At 42.4% G+C, this 18,535-nt stretch carries 15 protein-coding genes; 8 read left to right on the top strand and 7 right to left on the bottom strand.

What is annotated here, in order from left to right; all coding sequences use genetic code 11:
• Nucleotides 1–73: 73 nt before the first annotated feature.
• A complete protein-coding gene (locus Q0R52_RS29120; protein ID WP_295802067.1) occupies nucleotides 74–2,743 on the bottom strand; it encodes an outer membrane beta-barrel protein in 2,670 nt (889 codons plus the stop codon).
• 276 nt (nucleotides 2,744–3,019) lie between these two features.
• A complete protein-coding gene (locus Q0R52_RS29115) occupies nucleotides 3,020–3,781 on the bottom strand; it encodes a PIG-L deacetylase family protein (protein ID WP_295802065.1) in 762 nt (253 codons plus the stop codon).
• Between the two features lie 146 nt (nucleotides 3,782–3,927).
• Here Q0R52_RS29115 and Q0R52_RS29110 point away from each other — a divergent pair, with 146 nt between their 5' ends.
• On the top strand, nucleotides 3,928–4,479 hold the full coding sequence (locus Q0R52_RS29110) for a pyridoxamine 5'-phosphate oxidase family protein (protein WP_295802063.1): 552 nt from the start codon (nucleotides 3,928–3,930) through the stop codon (nucleotides 4,477–4,479).
• A gap of 16 nt (nucleotides 4,480–4,495) precedes the next feature.
• On the opposite strand, the gene purU is transcribed toward Q0R52_RS29110, so the two are convergent.
• From purU to Q0R52_RS29095, 3 genes are all read right to left on the bottom strand, one after another.
• Nucleotides 4,496–5,323, bottom strand: coding sequence for a formyltetrahydrofolate deformylase (gene purU, locus Q0R52_RS29105; RefSeq protein WP_295802061.1), 828 nt, complete (start codon nucleotides 5,321–5,323; stop codon nucleotides 4,496–4,498).
• 113 nt (nucleotides 5,324–5,436) lie between these two features.
• Nucleotides 5,437–6,111: a response regulator transcription factor gene (locus Q0R52_RS29100; protein WP_295802059.1), complete on the bottom strand. Its 675-nt coding sequence runs from the start codon at nucleotides 6,109–6,111 to the stop codon at nucleotides 5,437–5,439.
• 260 nt (nucleotides 6,112–6,371) lie between these two features.
• On the bottom strand, nucleotides 6,372–6,896 hold the full coding sequence (locus tag Q0R52_RS29095) for a hypothetical protein (RefSeq protein ID WP_295802058.1): 525 nt from the start codon (nucleotides 6,894–6,896) through the stop codon (nucleotides 6,372–6,374).
• A gap of 367 nt (nucleotides 6,897–7,263) precedes the next feature.
• Here Q0R52_RS29095 and Q0R52_RS29090 point away from each other — a divergent pair, with 367 nt between their 5' ends.
• The 6 genes from Q0R52_RS29090 to Q0R52_RS29065 all read left to right on the top strand — a co-directional run bounded on the left by Q0R52_RS29090 (nucleotide 7,264) and on the right by Q0R52_RS29065 (nucleotide 15,061).
• Nucleotides 7,264–9,222 carry a sensor histidine kinase gene (locus Q0R52_RS29090; RefSeq protein ID WP_295802056.1) on the top strand — a complete coding sequence of 653 codons (1,959 nt, stop codon included), beginning with the start codon at nucleotides 7,264–7,266 and terminating at the stop codon, nucleotides 9,220–9,222.
• Between the two features lie 155 nt (nucleotides 9,223–9,377).
• Nucleotides 9,378–11,315: a sensor histidine kinase gene (locus Q0R52_RS29085; RefSeq protein WP_295802053.1), complete on the top strand. Its 1,938-nt coding sequence runs from the start codon at nucleotides 9,378–9,380 to the stop codon at nucleotides 11,313–11,315.
• Nucleotides 11,316–11,401: 86 nt separating this feature from the next.
• Nucleotides 11,402–11,608 (top strand): YqaE/Pmp3 family membrane protein, encoded by a 207-nt coding sequence (locus tag Q0R52_RS29080; protein ID WP_366520959.1) that lies wholly within the window; start codon nucleotides 11,402–11,404, stop codon nucleotides 11,606–11,608.
• 115 nt (nucleotides 11,609–11,723) lie between these two features.
• Nucleotides 11,724–13,025 (top strand): HAMP domain-containing sensor histidine kinase, encoded by a 1,302-nt coding sequence (locus Q0R52_RS29075; protein ID WP_295802049.1) that lies wholly within the window; start codon nucleotides 11,724–11,726, stop codon nucleotides 13,023–13,025.
• Between the two features lie 156 nt (nucleotides 13,026–13,181).
• Complete coding sequence (locus tag Q0R52_RS29070; protein ID WP_295802047.1) at nucleotides 13,182–13,544, top strand: DHCW motif cupin fold protein; 363 nt, start codon at nucleotides 13,182–13,184, stop codon at nucleotides 13,542–13,544.
• A 185-nt stretch (nucleotides 13,545–13,729) separates the two neighbouring features.
• Nucleotides 13,730–15,061, top strand: a complete 1,332-nt coding sequence (locus Q0R52_RS29065; RefSeq protein ID WP_295802046.1) for a Gfo/Idh/MocA family oxidoreductase — start codon at nucleotides 13,730–13,732, stop codon at nucleotides 15,059–15,061.
• A 208-nt stretch (nucleotides 15,062–15,269) separates the two neighbouring features.
• On the opposite strand, the gene Q0R52_RS29060 is transcribed toward Q0R52_RS29065, so the two are convergent.
• Nucleotides 15,270–17,039, bottom strand: coding sequence for a glycoside hydrolase family 9 protein (locus Q0R52_RS29060; protein WP_295802044.1), 1,770 nt, complete (start codon nucleotides 17,037–17,039; stop codon nucleotides 15,270–15,272).
• Nucleotides 17,040–17,206: 167 nt separating this feature from the next.
• On the opposite strand from Q0R52_RS29060, the gene Q0R52_RS29055 reads away from it, so the two are divergent.
• Nucleotides 17,207–17,977, top strand: a complete 771-nt coding sequence (locus tag Q0R52_RS29055; protein ID WP_295802041.1) for a Ku protein — start codon at nucleotides 17,207–17,209, stop codon at nucleotides 17,975–17,977.
• Nucleotides 17,978–18,222: 245 nt separating this feature from the next.
• On the opposite strand, the gene Q0R52_RS29050 is transcribed toward Q0R52_RS29055, so the two are convergent.
• Complete coding sequence (locus Q0R52_RS29050) at nucleotides 18,223–18,378, bottom strand: lmo0937 family membrane protein (RefSeq protein ID WP_252788833.1); 156 nt, start codon at nucleotides 18,376–18,378, stop codon at nucleotides 18,223–18,225.
• Between the last annotated feature and the right edge of the window lie 157 nt (nucleotides 18,379–18,535).

The raw sequence follows: 18,535 nt of genomic DNA, 5'->3' as shown, positions 1-18,535 counted from the left end.
CTGTCCTGACAATTTCTTATTTGGGTTGATGAAAGTGTAGCTGATTTTTTACGTCGGTGATTACAAATACCGTTTACCTAAAATCTTTAAAATGATAAGTATAGCTAAACATAAAATATCGCCTCAGCAGTAAGCTCTGTGTATCATTTATCGTGTTCCCGGATGCGAAATGAATAGAGTTTACACTTTGATTTAAAAGGTCGTAGCAGGTTAGTTTTAGCTCGCCACGGTCTTTTTTCTGGATCCGGCGGGTTAAGGCAAGGCTCAACAGGTTTGAATTGCGCCTGAAACCAGGGGCCACCAAAGGATTATAGCTATAGGTGTAGTCGATAAGCCAGGTATATTTTTGCGGCACAAACAGGCTAAAGTTAAGTCCTGCATGTTGCACGGTATACGATGTGCTTTTATAATCAACATTTTGATAGGTGGTAACGGCAGGATTAATACTGTATTGCGGTCGTATTTCAAAAATGTCGCCGTAGGTGGCTTCAAAATCCTGGCTTAGGGTAACTGTTCTGGTATTCTGATAACCGTTTTGCTGGTTCACCTGGAAAAAATAATGGCCAGCGGCACCGAATACATTTGTGCTCGTCCCTAGCTGCCAGTTGCCCTGTTTTTTAAATCGTTTGCTGATATAACCGCTTAAATAAGTATTAAAGCTGCCATTCAGGTTTACGGGGCGGACTGTTTTAGCACCATCGGCAGTTATAAAGTTCTCCCTGATAATACTGTTGGTTTCAACAGTAAAACGAGAGCTTATACCCATTGAAACCTGGCTTTCCCGGCCATAATTATTGTAGTTAAAACCCAAGTTGTGCGAGCGCGAAGGCTTAAGATTTGGGTTGCCAATAAAACTATAAATAGGGCTGTAAACAATGGTTACAGGCTGCATATCACTTATCGACGGCTGCCTTATATCATCACTATAGCTTATATTGAATTTGCGTAAGCGCAACTCGACAACCGGCAGCAAGTAAAAATAGTTTTGATTCAGTGTTGTCGCCGTGTAAGTATTAAATTGATTGCTGATTTGGTTTAACTGCGAACCCAAACCCAGCTTAAGCGACACATCATCGGTAAAATTATAGGTCAGTTGCGGCAAAAAGGTTTGCTGCCATTGATTGCGTATTAGGTTGCTGCTTTGGTTCTGCAGGAATATGGTGTACAAGCCTGTATTTAAGTCTTCGTCGTAAGTAAACAGGTCGCCGGCGTTACGGTTATGGTTTCCTGCAAATATAAAATCGGCGCTAAGCTTTTTGCTCATCGGATAATGGTATACGGCGCTAACGTTCTCGCTTATTGCCCGATTGGTATTTTTGGTAAACCGGTCGGTAGTATCTGATTGTAAAGCCGCCACGTACGATATCAAATTATTGACATTAAAATCACGGCTATTTTCGGGGTGGATACTTATGGCGTTGCTAAAGGTTAACGATGCTCCATTTTTATTGAGCCGGTGATAGTAGTTTATGTTATGCTGGTATTGAAATGAGTTGCTTGTGCCATGCGCATCGGTTGTATTTGTGGTAATTAAAGGTATAAAAGTGTTTGAATTTGAATAGTTGCTGAGGTTGTTATTACTGTTATAGCCATATGTCAAATCGGGCTCAAACTTTAACGACGTTACCGAATCCGGCTTCCATTCAAGTTGGGTATGCATGTGCTGATCGTTATTATGATCGTGCTTTTTACTATTCGAAAAGGTTAAAAAAGTAGTGTCGCCAATAAACTGCTGCTGCTTCGAGGCTGAAATATTATCAATAATGTGGTTGTTAAACTCGTAGTTTATGTTCAGGGTGACCTTTTTGCTTAGGTTTTTGTTAATACTTACCGAACCCACTGTAATTTTTGAAACGCCGCCCTGACCGTTAAACCCGCTTAGACCCGGCATCCGGATAGTCAGGCCCGAAAAGTCGGTTCCGCTAAGGTTGTTGCTGTAAACGCTGCCGCCAATTTGCAGGTCATCTTTATATTTGGCGAAAAAGCCAGATGCCGTATACCTATCCTGTGTGCCTGCACCAACACCCATATTACTAAGAAAAGCCTTTAAAAATTCCTTTTTAAATTTAAGGTTGATAATTTTTTTAACCTGGTAGTCGGGCTGCAAATGGTCGGGGTCATTTTCGCGGTCATCATAAACCTGCACTTTCGATATCATTTCGGCCTCCAGGTTACGGGTAGCAATAGTTGGGTCGTTTATAAAAAAGTCCTTACCGTTAACCTTTATTTTTGATACATCTTTACCGTTAACGGTTACATGCCCGTCGACGCTCACCTGCATACCGGGTAGTTTTTTCAACAGGTCTTCTACCAGGGCATTGGGCCGGGTTTTAAACGCTTCGGCATCAAACTCAATCGTGTCCTTTTTCATGATAACGGGTATACGTTCGCCTTTCACCACTACTTCCTGCAGCATTTTAGCCGAAAGGTACAGTTTGCCAAGATCAACGGTTTCGCCTTTGCTAAAATCAACGTTAATGCGAAGCCCATTGTATCCCACATGCGATATCAGCAGCCGCGACGTTTGCTGGCGCAGGTTATGTAATGCGAAAACACCGTTTTTATCAGTGACTGTGTATGAAATAAGCGAGGTGTCTTGTAGTTTCAGGATCGACACAGTGGCAAGTTGAACCGGTTCGTGTGTTACTGAATCAAGAATAATGGCTTTTACAACACCGTGGTTTTGCGCCTTAGCGGCAATAGTAATGATAGCAAGCAGGAGCAGTAAAGATAATTTTCGCATTTAGGCAGGCAAGGTTACGTCCGTAAAACAATAAATAGTTAATTATTTCGAACGCTAATATAACTATATTTCTAGTTATAACTATTTTTTTAGTTATTGCAATAAAAAAGTTACATAGTACTCATTACTGGGATTATTGTAGTTGTTGCCGAATCCTGCGGGGGTATGATGGCTTATATCGAATGTAGAAATTAGGGAACTATGTCGGTGCCTAAAATCCAATATAAAAAACGGGCATTCGATTCAAGACTTTTGACTCAAGACTTTCGACTTCCTCTAAAGGGCTATCATTCCCATCCCCTTGCCGGTCATCCGCACAAAGCCTTCAGCTGCCCGAACTCCCGCTTCGCGACCGCGAAAATCCTCCATCGAAGCATGGCCGCAGGCATATATCCCCGGAGGGTCCTGGCTGGTGTGGCAGTACACGGCTTTCTTTTTCTGTTCCTGGGTATCGCTTATATCAACATAGTCGGTAGGCATAAAAATCATAGTTTGCTCACCGGTGCATACCTCGAAAAAATAGAGCGTAAATTTATTGGACGAGCGCACCCACGTTTGCATGGTCAGCAGGCTGGCAACCTGGTGGTCTTTGTGGCTGTCGACTGGCCAGTGGGTAAATACCACATCGGGTTTTTCATCGGCTATTAATGTATGCAAGTGTTTTAAAGCAGCGTTATCGGCAATGGTTGCACCATCAATCTGCCCGGCAAAAATGGGTTTGGTATTCAAAATTTTGCAGGCATTGATAGCTTCCTGTTTGCGTATCCTGGCAGCCTCATCGTTCGCGGTGCCGGGGATACCAGCCTCGCCTGTAGTCAAATAAATTATAGTAACATCATGCCCTTGTGCAGCCAACCTGGCCAATGTGCCGCCACAGCCGCTTTCAGGATCGTCGGGATGGCCGCCAACACAAACAATCTTCTTTTTTGCTGCCCCGATATTCCCCTGAGCGTTTAACAACGAGGGTAATGTAAGCAGTCCTAAACCGGCGGCGGTGTTTTTTACAAATTGGCGACGGGAGTTGGGCGATTGATCCATAGTGCGAGCTTTCTCAAATATAAAATTCTGAAACGCAAAACTTAAATTTAATCATTGTATAATATTTGTAAAATCACTTGCAGAACACAACATCACACCCATAAATGGCTTAACTTTATTTATTATTTACCGATTCAGATTATTTTATGGGCAAGTTTTTTGATGATATTTTAAACCAGCATAAGGTTTTTATTGAGAACCAAAAGATGTTTTTCGTGGCCACAGCACCGCTCGATTCTGATGGACATGTTAACTTGTCGCCAAAGGGAATGGATAGCTTTCATGTTTTCTCGCCCAACAGGGTCGCCTATATGGATGTGATAGGCAGCGGGAACGAAACATCGGCGCACTTGTTGGAGAATGGCCGCATTACTTTTATGTTTTGTGCTTTTGACGGACCACCTAACATTTTACGCCTATATGGAAAAGGCTATACTGTATTGCCGGGCGATGCAGAATGGGAATTGTTAACGGCCCATTTTAAACTAGTATTGGGCACAAGGCAAATTATAGTAGCCGATATTGATAAGGTGCAAACATCATGTGGTTTTGGCGTTCCGTTTTACAACTATGAAGGCGAGCGCGACCAAATGCAGAAATGGGCACTAAATAAAGGTGAGGAAGGTTTGGATGCTTACAAAAAAGAAAAAAATATGCTAAGCCTCGATGGCTTGCCGACCGCATTATATAACAGGTAAAAGCGTTGGGCTAAGATTATTCAAACACCACCGTTTTATTTTTATAAACAAACACCCTATCCTCAAACACCAGCTTTAGCGCCCGGGCCAGTACCGATGTTTCAATTTCTTTACCGGCCTTTACCATGTCGGCAGCGGTAAACGAGTGGTTTACGGGGATTGTTTGCTGCGCGATAATTGGTCCTTCGTCCAGTTCATTTGATACAAAATGTGCGGTTGCCCCTATTAGCTTCACACCACGTTCAAACGCCTGCCGGTATGGGCTGGCGCCGATAAATGCAGGTAAAAACGAATGGTGGATATTAATAATCCGCATAGGGAACTTAGCTACCAATTTTGGCGACAGTATGCGCATGAACTTGGCAAGTACAATATAATCAGGGTTATATTTTTCTACTGTGTCAGCTATTTTTCCTTCAAACTCATCCTTACTCACCTGTTCGTGCGATATAAAGTAAAAAGGCATATCAAAGCGCCTGCAAATGTCCTGCAGCACATTGTGGTTGCCGATAACGCACTGTACGGTAGCACCGAGCGTCCCAAAATAATTCCGGATCAAAATATCTGCCAGGCAATGGTATTCTTTGGTTACCATTACCACTACTTTTTTCTCGGGCAGCGGGTTAATCAAAATAGTGGCGTCATCGGGCAATACCTTCCGCAACTGCTTTTCCAGCGTTGATTCATCGCCACCGACAGAAACTTCAAGCCGCATAAAAAACAGATTTTCGGCCTGGTCCACATACTCGCGCAGCGAAACGATGTTAAAAAGGTTTTTGGCCAAAATAGCCGATACGGATGCCACCAGCCCGGCGCGGTCGGTACATTGAATAACGATAATCATGATAGGTAAATATAGTTGTAAAGGTTGTAAGTGTTGTAAATGTTAAAAAATAGCCTGATGTTAAAATAGTTACACTTCTTCGACCTATACAACCACTACAACTTTTACAACCTCTAACTAAACCATTTCTTTCTTATCGCAATCTTAATAGCAGAAGCTTTGTTTGACACGTGAAGCTTTTCGTAAATATTGGCAATATGCTTGCGCACGGTATGGGGGCTTATAAACAGGCGTTCGCCAATTTGCTGGTAGTTTAGCCCATCGACTATACGGTTCAATATTTCAAGTTCGCGGGTGGATAGTGTATGGGCTTCTTCTTCATTTTCAGCTGCGGGGGCAGCATCATCGGGCGAATTACGCAGTAATCCAAGCACTTTACGTGCAATACGCGGCGACATGGGTACTCCCCCTTCAAAAACTATTTCGGTAATCGCTTTCACTATGCTCGATACCTTTTCGTCCTTCAATAAATAACCTGTGGCCCCGGCCTTAATGGCTTCGAATAGCTTCTCGTCGTCATCAAAAACAGTAAGCATCAAAAAATGGGTATCGGGGTAAACTTCCTTAGCTATTGTTACCGCTTCAATGCCATCCATTACCGGCATTTCAATATCCATTAAAACTACCTGCGGGCGCATATCCGCAGCAAGTGCCTTCATGTTTTCTAAAAATTCGCTGCCATCGTTCGCCTGGAAGACAATAGTAATTTCTTTATAATAGCTGATCTGTTCGGCTAACGTGTTCCGAATTATACGCTTATCATCTACAAGGGCTATTCTTACGCTCATAACCAGGTTGTTTTAATGGCCTGACGGCATTAATGATATAAACTTACTTATTTAATAGTATAAATAAGCCGCCCCGTAATTACGAAGCAGCTTATTTACTATTTGAACTTTTAACGGCCCGGATCTTTTTTGAAAGACCCTAGGCCCATCACGAAAAATGTTATTATTAATAAAACAATGGTATTCATCGCAATAAGCTCTTTTTGGCGGGCTTTAAATGCAGAGCTGCAATATTTTGCGTTTCTATTCCGCCTGATTGATTAAAAGTTGAAACCTACACGTGCTCCTAAAAAGCCCGAGCTGCTGTAACCTTCGTACCGTAAGCTTACGTCGAAGCCACCCAGCAATAAACCAACACCCGGAGCATAGGTAAATTCGGAGCCGGTTGCCGAAATTGAACCACCCTGTCCGTTTGACGCGTAGATTTTCGCAAAAGTGATACCGGCCTCACCTATACCGTAGAAATTGTCGCTGAACATATAACGGTAACCTGCTTTAACCGGGATGTTAACTTGGGCCTTTAAACCGGCGCCAACGCCACTTTTTGGCGCAAATACAATAACGCCCGAAGTTAAAGTTACCGCGCTTGATTTATCAAGGCCGATAGCTGCACGCAAGGTTGCGCCACCACCTACCGAATAAACACTGCTGAAACCGCTAACAGGCAATGCACCTTCAAGGCCGATACCTAAGCTGAATTTTTTGTAGTCGCTTGATTGAGCGAAAACTTTTGAGGAGGTTAATGCCACCAGCATTACGATAACCAATGTAAATACTTTTTTCATTTTTTTTGTTTTTGTGATTTGTTAATGATTGTTATTATTTGTTATTATTTGATAGTGCTAAGCAACAACTAATAGCAAAGGTTATCAATAATACACATGTAGTATATTGGGGATCATGTCAAAAAAAACACAGCATAACTTACTGTATTATAGCTAAATATGTGGTTATTACGTATTTTAAAATACCGTGCAGCACGTATCATTTTAAATATCTTTTGTATATCTTTAGTAATAAATTATGGGTGCATTGTTAGCGCAGTGGAGTAGTATTAATTGAGTTCAAACCAAATTAATACTTTGTTTTATCGCGCTATTCCCCCCTCGGTGTGCCGTACTGTTTCAGAATCCCGGTTTAAACTATTAACTGATGAAAAAGCTTATCATGCTGCTATGGCTATTGCCATCAATTGCGCCGGCACAAAACAAAATTACCGACAGCCTTTTAAAACTACTCCCTGCTGCCAAAACAGATACCCAACGGGTTAAGATTTATAACAAGCTATCGGAGCGGTTTATGAATAGCCATACGGATAGGGGGCTTACTTATGCCAACCAGGCGCTTAACCTGAGCCAAAAAGTAAAATATTTAAGAGGCGAGGCTGATGCCTACTATAACCGCGGCCAAATACTGGTAAACATATTAAAGTCCGATTCGGCTAAGGTTGACTATGAAAAAGCTATAGCTATCTATAAAAAGATTAACGACCGCGAGGGCCTCGCAGAAATTTACTCTGATTATGGCATATTGCTACGCGTGCAAGGCAGGGGAAGCGATGCAATAGTTTATTTTCAACAATCGGCCGATTTATATGAAAAAGTAGATAATCTTGGCGGAAGTGCTGAAACACTGGTTTTGCTGGCAAACAATTATAACCAGTTGCATTTGTTTAATAAGGCACTGGCAATGTATCAAAAAACATACGAGCTCAGGCTCAAAATAAACGATAAGCTTGCGGCAGCACAATCATTAGCCGGCATAGGGCTAACTTACCGTAACAAACAAATTTATGAGCCAGGGACTAAAAACTTTGAACAGGCTGTTCAATACATGCTTAAAGCCCGCACCGCCTTTATCAAAGCCGACCATAAACTGTATATCGCCTTTATCGATAAAGAGATTGGAATAACGTACCTACAGCAAAATGAGAGCAAACAAGCCCTGGTTTATTTTTTAGAGGCCGAAGATTGGTTTAAGAAACTGGATACAAAGCGCGAAATGGGTTCACTGTACAAAGGTATCGGCAACGCATACTTGAAGCTAAAACAATATCGGCAGGCTAAAATATACCTTGAAAAAGGTTTGGATGCCGCGCTGGCCGAGAAATACCAGCAGCATATCATGGAATCGTACGAAGGTTTGTACAACTATTACAAGCAAACTGGCGACGATAAGGCAAGTTTGAAATACCACGAAAAGTGGATGGATGCAAAAGATACTTTAACCCAAAAAGCCAATTTTGAAAAAATAACGGAGGTAACCGCAAAATACGAAACCGAAAAAAAGGAGCAGCAAATAAAACTGCTAAATAAAGAAAACACAATTCAAAAGCTGTCTATCACCAGCCGTAATAAAACAATTGGCATCATAGCAGGTCTTTTCCTGCTTTCGGGTATCGTGGCGGCCTTGTTTTATAATCGTCAAAAACTTAAGCAACGGGCCAACCAGCAGGCCCTAATGCTAAAGCAGCAGGACATACTTACAAAAGCGATAGTTGATGCTGAAGAAAACGAGCGCAAACGCATAGCAAGTGATTTACACGATGGTGTTGGGCAGCTATTTTCCGCTGTTAAGATGAACCTGAGTGGTTTATTTGAGCGAATTACCTTAGCACGAGAAGAAGACCGGTTTTTAGCAGAAAACACCCTTGCATTGGTTGACGAAAGCTGCAAAGAAGTGCGTACTATATCGCACCAGATGATGCCCAACATGCTGTTGCGCTCGGGCATAGCATCTGATTTGAAAAGCTTTATTGAGAAAATTGATTCGGATAGCCTGAAAGTAACGCTGGAGGCAACCGGCTTTAAAAACAAACTGGAAAGCAATGTGGAGACCATGTTGTACCGTATTATACAGGAAAGCATTAACAACGTAATTAAACACGCAAAAGCAACCCGCCTCGACCTTGTATTAAACAGGGGCAGCAAAGGTATTACAACAAAAATTACCGATAATGGGATAGGGTTCGATACCGGCGAAGCGGGAAGTTCTACGGGAATCGGCCTTAAGAACATTGCCACACGTGTTGAGTATTTAAAAGGCACAATAAGGTACATTACCGCACCCGGCGAAGGAACTGTAGTTATAATTGAAGTACCTGTATCATAAGTAAACTTTAAACAATTATTAATCCCGGGAAAATATTTGTTAGTCGTGATGATTTTTTTAGTATACTTATCATGTTAATTATAACCTATTATAAACAGTAGTAACCCCGCTATTGTATTATCCCGCTAATTGTTTAATACTATATCGATTAATAAATGAAGAAATATTTACTTATTCTATTTTTTACTCCATTTCTAACTTTTGGTCAAAACCACACAGCCGACAGCCTTAAAAAAGCATTAACAGTTGCAAAAGCAGATACTTCAAAAGCGATAATATGTTACCAGCTGGCAATGGAGCTGCAAAGCATGGACCCTGCGGCATCGCAAAAAATGATTGACCAGGCGCTTGCCATATCGCAAAAAGCGAACTACTACAAAGGCCTTGCAGATATCTATTATTTTAAAGTGGCACAAAGCTCGTATATCGGCGATTTTGACGCCATGAAAGATAATGCCGAAAAATGCCTCGCCATATCGAAAAAATACAACTTCCCGGTAAACCTTGCATCAGCCTACAATGGCCTTGGCATTTATTATTGGCAAACCGGCAATTATGCCGAAGCTATAAAAAACCATTTAGCAGCCCTTGAAATACGCGAAAAACTGAAGGATGAAGAAGGGATTGCCAAATCGCTGGGAAATTTGGGATTGGTTTATTTAGATAACGAAAAGTTAAAGGAAGCCGAAAGCTATTCGTTGCGCGCGCTTGCGCTTGGCAAAAAATTAAACAATACTACGGTTGTAATTAACTGCTTGCATAACCTTGCCAATTTATTCAGCGGCAAAAAGGAATATGAAAAGGCGTTGAAGTATGATGAGGAAGCACTGCCCGTTTGTTTAAAGGAGGATAATAAAAGGGGGCTATCGCAAATATATTCAAGCATGGCACATTGTTACGAGGCCTTGCAACAATATGATAAGGCGCTAAAATATCAATATGACGTATTAACGCTTGATAGTTTTTTTGGTGATAAAAAGCAGGTGAGCGACACTTACGCAAACCTGGGCGAGCTATATAAAGATAAGGGCGACTATGCCCAAGCCATAAGCTGGTTAAAAAAGTCGCTTCCGCTTACTGTTGAGACAAAATATAAACAGGGTGAGAAAAATGCATGGATGCTGTTAAGCCAGGTGTACGAAAAAAATGGCAATTACAAAGAAGCTTTGGCAGCCGATAAAAAGTATCTGTTGCTAACACAGCAATTAATAAACGAGGGTAATGATAAGCAGATTGCCCAAATGCAAACCCGTTACGAAACCGTAAAAAAAGAACAGAAGATAAACATACTTAATAAGGAAAATACTATCCAGAAGTTGTCCATTGGCAGCCGGAATAAAACTATTGGCATAATAGCAGGTCTGTTCCTGCTATCGGGAATTGTTACTGCGTTGTTTTTCAACCGTCATAAACTAAAACAAAAAGCCGAGCAACAAGCCATGATGCTGAAACAACAGGATATGTTAACCAAAGCCATTGTTGACGCTGAAGAAAACGAACGTAAACGCATCGCGAGCGATTTGCACGATGGCGTTGGGCAATTATTTTCGGCAGTTAAAATGAACCTGAGCGGTTTATTCGACAGGATCACCATAGCACGGGAAGAAGACAGGTTTTTGGCAGAAAACACGCTTGCACTGGTTGATGAAAGCTGTAAAGAAGTGCGCACCATATCGCACCAGATGATGCCCAACATGCTGTTGCGGTCGGGCATTGCATCCGATTTAAAAAGCTTTATCGAAAAAATTGACTCCGACACCTTAAAGGTAACCCTTGAGGCAACAGGGTTTAAAAACAAACTGGAAAGCAATGTGGAGACGATGCTTTATCGCATTATACAGGAAAGCATTAACAATGTAATTAAGCATGCCAAGGCAACCCGGCTCGACCTTTTACTAACCAGGGATGTAAGGGGTATTTCAGCAAAAATTGCCGATAACGGCGTCGGATTTAATGTTAATGAAAGGGAAAACTTCGATGGTATTGGGCTAAAAAACATTGCAACCCGGATTGAGTACCTGAAGGGCACTATTAAGTACGTATCCGAACCGGGGACCGGAACAACCGTTTTGATAGAAGTACCCGTGCTATAACCTGTAACAAAATTCGATTACGCACGTCAAATAATAAAAGCGATTGGTATATTAGCCTTTGGCTTTTTGCATTCACCTTTTAGCTTATGATTATGCGTTACTTTTTATGTTTTTTATGCCCGCCGTTAGCTATTCTGACTACAGGTAAAATAGGCGCTTTCATATTAAATATCTTCCTCACCCTATTTTTTTGGGTGCCCGGGATAATACACGCCGTACTGGTTACCAGTAAATATTATGATGATAAGCGTCACCGCCAGTTAATACGGCAGGTACGTAGAGGATATTATTAAAATAAATTCCAAAACGTTTATTATCGGTAACAAATTAGGTGATGTGTTGGCATATTCACCTATAAATGCCTAATTTCACCCCTGATTTAAACATTGCCTAATCCAATAGTTTGATATGCTATTTAACAAGCTTTTAACCCGGAGCATTTGCATCCTGTTGCTAAACTTATTATGTTTTGCCGGGTTTACCAGGCCTGTTGAAAAAAGCTTCATTAAGAACTATAGTTTAAATGCAGCCATTGAAAAACCAGCCGATCAGCCTTCTCCTTACGACAAAGTAATAATTGATGCCCCAAAAAGCTTAATCCAGGCGCAGAAAAACAACTCACAGCGCGATAAAATACAGGCCCTGGAGATTCTTGCAAAAAGCTATGCTGCCAAAAATGATTTTAAGCAAGCTTATTACTACCAGGTACAGTTTAAAAACGCCAGCGACAGCGTTTTTAATAATGCTAAAAACAACGAGGTAAACAGTCTTCGTTTAAAACAGCAGCAGGAAGATAATGCACGGCTGGTAAATGAAATAAAAATCAAGGAGCAGTCAATCTCGTTTAGTAAAAAACTGTTTTGGATTAGGAATGTACTGGCAACTATTGTCGTAATTTTTGTTGTGGTAATCATCCGCAGCAACCGGCAAAAAACCGCGTTAAACAAAGTGCTGCAAAAACAAAATGCCGACATTGCAGCGCAAAAAGCTGAAATAACCAAACAAAAAGAAACGCTGCACCAGTTAAACCATACAAAAGACCAGCTTTTTTCGATCATTAGCCACGACCTGCGCAGCCCTTTTGCCGCCATTTTACAGGCAATGGATGATATGAAAACCGGCACCTTATCCGCCGAAGAGCAAAAAGAAGTAATGAACGCATTTTACCAGCAATTAAGCCTGGTAACCATGATGGTGAACAATCTTTTGGTGTGGGCAGGCAGCCAGCAAACGGGCAATAAAACCCAGCTTGCAACCATCGATGCCGCCGATATTATTGATGAAATAATTTCCATCTCAAACTTTTTAGCCAAAAATAAACGCATCAGCCTCAACCATAACCATAGTACGAAAAAACCGGTGTTAGCCGATTCTAATCATTTAAAAATCATCTTCAATAACCTCATCGGTAACGCCATAAAATTCACACCTCACGGTGGCACTATTGAGATATCGTATACCGATGACGCCGACTACCAGGCCATTCACGTAAAAGATAATGGCATCGGTATTTTGCCTCAAAAAATGGAGAAACTTTTTAAAGTTACTGGTAAAGACATATCAGGCTACGGTACCAACAATGAAGCGGGTGCCGGAATAGGCCTTGGGCTGATAAAGCAATTTGTTGATGCCAATAATGGACGGATAGAGGTAAAAAGCCAGCCGGGCGAAGGGTCGGAATTTATTGTTTACCTGGAAAAAGCTGGGTGAGGAATTTCGGATGTCGGATGTTCGATTTTTCGCTTTTTGTTTTGTTTTTAGCGGTGCTCAAGAGGGCTAAAGCCGTTTCGGATTTTCTGAATGCGGAATTCGGATTGCCGATTGCGGAATGTGAAAATAGCTGAGAAATAAAACACACTGATATTTATGCAACAGTCAAATATCCTTTTCCAAACCGTAAAATGGGACGAAATCGAAAAGACAATCCATCCCGGCACCATCGGCACTGCATGGTGGCAAACGCTGCAGTTTGATGGTTTACGGGTTCGCGTGGTTGAATATAGCCCGGGCTACCTGGCCGACCACTGGTGCCAAAAAGGACATATAGTATACTGCCTTGAAGGCGATTCCACTGTTGAACTTGAAACCGGCGAAACTTTTAAACTTAGCGCAGGTATGAGCTATATTGTTTCCGACAATTTAAGCTCGCACCGTTCTGTAACGGAAAACGGAGTGAAATTATTAATTGTTGACGGGGATTTCCTTAGACACGATCTAAACACGATTTAGGGATTTAGCACGATTTGCAGGATTGAAGTTACTGGAAATTTAATGGATGGATTTTAAGAATCCTGTAAATCCATTGCATCTTTCAATCGTGTTTTGAGTATAGAATGTATAATTATCATTAATTGTTAATTATACACTTGTATATCTTTAAATAACGCTAAATTTATACACCAATTGATAAACTTATGACTTCCCGCAGAGATTTTCTACAAAAATCTGCCATCGTAGCCGGTGGCAGCCTGTTAGCATCCGCCTTAAACAACCAGGCCTTTGCCATTTTTAAACCCGGGCTTGCCCCAAGCGACCAGCTGAATATCGGTGCTATTGGCATTAATGGCATGGGCTGGGCCGACGTTACTGCCGCCTTGAAAATCCCCGGCGTAAACCTCGTTGCCGTTTGTGATGTGGATAAAAGCGTAATGGATAAACGCCTGGCTGATTTGGCAAAAACAGGGCGCGACATTTCGAAAATAAGGAAGTTTGATGATTACAGGCAACTGCTCGACCAAAAAGATATTGACGCCGTTGTTATAGGCACCCCCGACCATTGGCACGCACTGATTATGATGCATGCAGTTGAGGCGGGCAAAGATGTTTATGTAGAAAAGCCGGTTGGTAATTCAATAGGCGAGTGTAGGGCAATGGTAGCTGCACAGCAACGATATAACAAAGTGGTACAAGGCGGACAATGGCAACGCAGTCAGCAGCATTTTAAGGATGCGGTTGATTTTGTGCAGGGAGGGCAACTCGGTAATATACGAACCGTAAAAGTTTGGTGCTACCAGGGCTGGATGAGACCCGGTGCAATAGTTCCGGATAGCGCGCCACCCGCAGGTGTTAATTATGCCGGCTGGCTCGGTCCTGCTAAAACGGTGCCGTTTAACGCCAGTCGTTTTCACTTTAACTTCCGCTGGTTTTGGGATTACGCCGGCGGTTTAATGACCGACTGGGGCGTGCACTTGCTTGATTATGGTTTGCTGGGGATGAAATCGCCCATACCAAAATCAGTTTCGGCATTAGGTGGCAGGTTTGCTTATCCTGAACTCTCAGAAGAAACGCCAGATACGCTGACGACACTTTACGAGTTCGACGGCTTTAACATGGTGTGGGATTCGGCAATGGGGATTGATAATGGTTCGTACAACCGCGACCATGGTATCGCTTATATTGGTAATAACGGTACGCTTATTTTAAACCGCAACGGCTGGGAAGTAATTGAAGAGCGCCAGAGCGGGAACAAAGTGAGCAAGCCACTTGTCGAAAAATCTGACGATGGACTGGACAAGCACTGGGAAAACTTTGTGAGCGTGGTAAAATCGCGCAAACTGGATGACTTGCATTGCCCTATACAGGCCGGCGCGCATGTGGCCACGGTAGCCCAAATGGGTAATATAGCCTATCGCAGCGGCAAAAAACTGGAGTGGAACAATGATACCCATGAGTTTACAGACAAAGCCATCAATAAAGAATATTTGATGAAGGAATATCATAACGGGTATAAGTTGCCAAAAGTTTAATTTGAATTTCTGAATTCGGATATACTATTTCGGATTTATACTTATCGTCATGCCGAACTTGTTTCGGCACCTCATTTGCTAAGTCTGCGTTTTGCGAGTTACAAAGCACTGGCGGACTACCTGTCCAGTGGGTGCTGAAACAAGTTCAGCATGACGTACCTTTTTGATTTTTTTAAATTCGCACACCCGCGCATTCAAAATCCGCACATTATTTCTCATTCGCCATAGCGGCTATCGCCTGCAAAAGCCAGGCGGCGTGTGGTATCCATTGTTCAGTCCAGCGCCATTCGTTGCCATTGTCTTCAGTTTTGTAGTCGATGCCGCTACCGTCGCCATTTTCCTTTTTGCCGGTTATGCCGTTTGAAATACCGCCCCGTTCGGAGCCATGGCCAAAATTGGAATGCATATAAGGAACATTGTTTTTCCCAAAGCCGTACATAAAACACATAGCATAGGGGTTGCAACCCAATATCCATGATACTTGCTGTGAGGCGAAAACCGCCAGTGAATCTTTCACTGCTTTGTTATCATTATAAACTAATTTACCGCCAACCAACGCTGCAGTAGCCAGCGAACCTAAACGCGCATTCTCGCCTTGCCACCACCAACCGGTTTCGTTATCATGTGGAATAAAGAAGCCAGCTTTAACCTCACCTTTAAATAAAAACGACTGCCGGGCATAGCCAAATGGGTTGCTTACTTTATTGGTTACAGCCAGGTTATAATCAAGCGCTTTTTTGATAGTGCCTAAAGCGACGGTGCGCATTGCCTCGTCTTTTTCTTTAGTTAGATAGCGCGATAAGGCAACCACCGGCAAACCGGCATCACTTGCATGCCAGTAAGGGCGATTAGCGTCATTCGCTATAAAATATCCGTCCGGGCTCATGCGTTTGCTGAGGTTCTGTGCGCGTTTGCGAGCCTCGTCGCGATATAGATTGTCATTTGTTGCAATCCACAGTTCGGTTGCAGCCATTAGGGCGCTGTAGTCGTCAATGATATTTTCTTTACCATCGTCATCATATTTAATATTGTTAACAAGCAAATGTGCAAAGGCGCGTTTGGCGGCATCAAGATATTGCTGCGAGGTGTATAAACCATGTTTTTTCCATTGCGATATACGCGCCAGCGCCGCAATCGCCATACCCCCACCCTCGCGAAATGCCGCCTGGTATTCGTCGGTTGTTACGCTGTTTGCCCGCAGGCCCACAATACGGCGCGCATTAGGATCCTTGTTAAAATAACTGAAGATGATCATATAAAAATAATCGTCTTTTGACAGAGCCCGCATCATATAATCCGCGCCGTACAAAGCTTCGTTATCCAATGAATCTTTAATGTTCCATTTTTTCAGCAAACCGGGTATCGCCTCCGAAGCACTTTCCATCGACCACACCACCAGCGGCGTTTGTTGCGGCGACATAAAGTTTGCATAAGCCAGGTGCGAAAAATACTTGCTTACATCGCCCGAGGCATCGCACCAGCCGCCGTGCATGTCAACAGTTTTGTCGCCACCGCCTTGTAGTTTCATATGGCTGTCGGCTTCCAGTTCTTGTGGGGTATTGGCACGCTGCTTATTGTAATAGTGGATGATAGAGGAGATGGTTAGATGGGCCAAAGCGTTCTCTTCAATTGTAAAAGGGAAAGAAGTGGAGGTTTTCCCATCGACAGTTGCTGTTATACTGTACCTGCCGTTTTTTCGAAAAGCTGAAAAATCTGCCTGGTAATAGCTTTTTCCTGGTGTCCATTCGTCAATACTTGCAGGGCCACTAAGCACGCCGGTAAACTCTGCTTTGCCGGTAGTTGTGTTTATCAAGTTGAAAATGGTCTTGCGCGCGAGCGGTTTGTCAGTACTAATCACGGCTATTTTGGGGCCATTGCTATCAAAACCAATTTGGTTGGCGTAGATTGTTGACTGGGCAGTGGCGGTTAACCATAAAGTTGAAAGAGCAGCAAATAAAAACAGTACGGGAAGTTTCATTGATTTATGAATTTATCAGGAAAGATAAGGGCTATTTAGCAAAAAGCTGAAGGTTATAGTTACGGTAGTGGAATTGTAGGGGGCCGACTTTATCAATAAAACTACTCATTTATCTAAAACCCTTTACTGCCTTTTACAGTTATACTTATTCAATAAATCAATTGGTTATGAGGTCAATCTGGAAAGGCTCGCTTGGTTTTGGGCTAGTAAGCATCCCTGTTAAGTTATATTCGGCTGTGCAAACCAGCTCGCTGGACTTGGATATGCTGGACAGCCGCGACCATTCGCGCATACGCTACCAGCGGGTAAATGAGCATACACATAAAGAAGTCCCCTATGACAAAATTGTAAAAGGCTACAAAATTAACGACGACTATGTCATAGTTGAAGACCAGGATTTTGAAGATGCTGCTCCCGAAAAAAGCAAGGTTATTGAAATTGAAAGCTTTGTTGATATCGACGACGTAACTCCTATGTTTTACGAGACATCGTACTATGCCGAACCGGAAACAAAAAACAATAAGGCTTATGCGCTTTTAATTCAGGCTTTAAAAAAATCAAAGAAAGCCGGGCTGGCGCGGTTTGTTTTGCGCAGTACTGAGTCGCTTTGTATAGTGCATCCGGTTGATAATGTACTGGTGGTGACCCGCATCCGTTTCGGCCAGCAAATACGCAGCACTGAAGATTTGAAAGTTGCTGATGATGTTACCGTAAGCAAAAAGGAACTGGATATGGGCTTGGCCCTTATTAACCAGTATGCTGAAAAATTTGATGTATCGAAATTTAAGGATGAGTATACCGATGAGCTTTTAAAAATCATCCACGCTAAGGCAAAAGGCAAACGCGCCACCGTTAAAAAGCTTACGCCTAAAAAGACAACCGGCGATGACCTGTACGACCAATTGATGCAGAGTTTGAGCAGTAAAAAGGGGGCGTAAAACAACCACAATCACCGTCTCGTCATTGCGAGGAACGAAGCAACCTCTACGAAGGATATTCATGAACCGAAATGTTTGTATTGACCAAAATGCGGCTGATAGGTCACCACAAGATTTTTACTTCTTGATTAGCAAGCGTAGAGATTGCTTCGTTCCTCGCAATGACGAAGGGGGGGGGCGGGGGTAACAGCAAATGCCCGGTACACCACCAAGCCTTATTTAACCTTTGTATTTCAATTAATATTTTAAACTGCCGTCGGCCTGCGGATTAGCCCCAATAGGAAGGCAATAATTGCTATTACCAATAATATGTGTATCAGGCTGCCTATCGCGGTAAAAAAGAAACCTATTGCCCAGCCTATTATCAATATGACTGCGATAATGTATAGTAATGAATTCATGGTTGTTCTGCTTTAATTTATAATTTAATTGGTGAACAATTATAAAATGCAGAAACGCATGAAATGTTTTGGAAAAATTAAAATTTTTAGCCGGGAAAGACCGATGTCAGTAAACTCCGGAAGACGAAAAACTAAGTTGACAGCTTAAGCAAGCGAA

It is taken from the genome of Mucilaginibacter sp. (assembly GCF_025359345.1).
In the GTDB taxonomy this organism is placed as follows: Bacteria; Bacteroidota; Bacteroidia; order Sphingobacteriales; family Sphingobacteriaceae; genus Mucilaginibacter.
The sequence above is the reverse complement of the archived record's forward strand: the minus strand, read 5'-3'. Positions and strand labels throughout refer to the sequence as shown.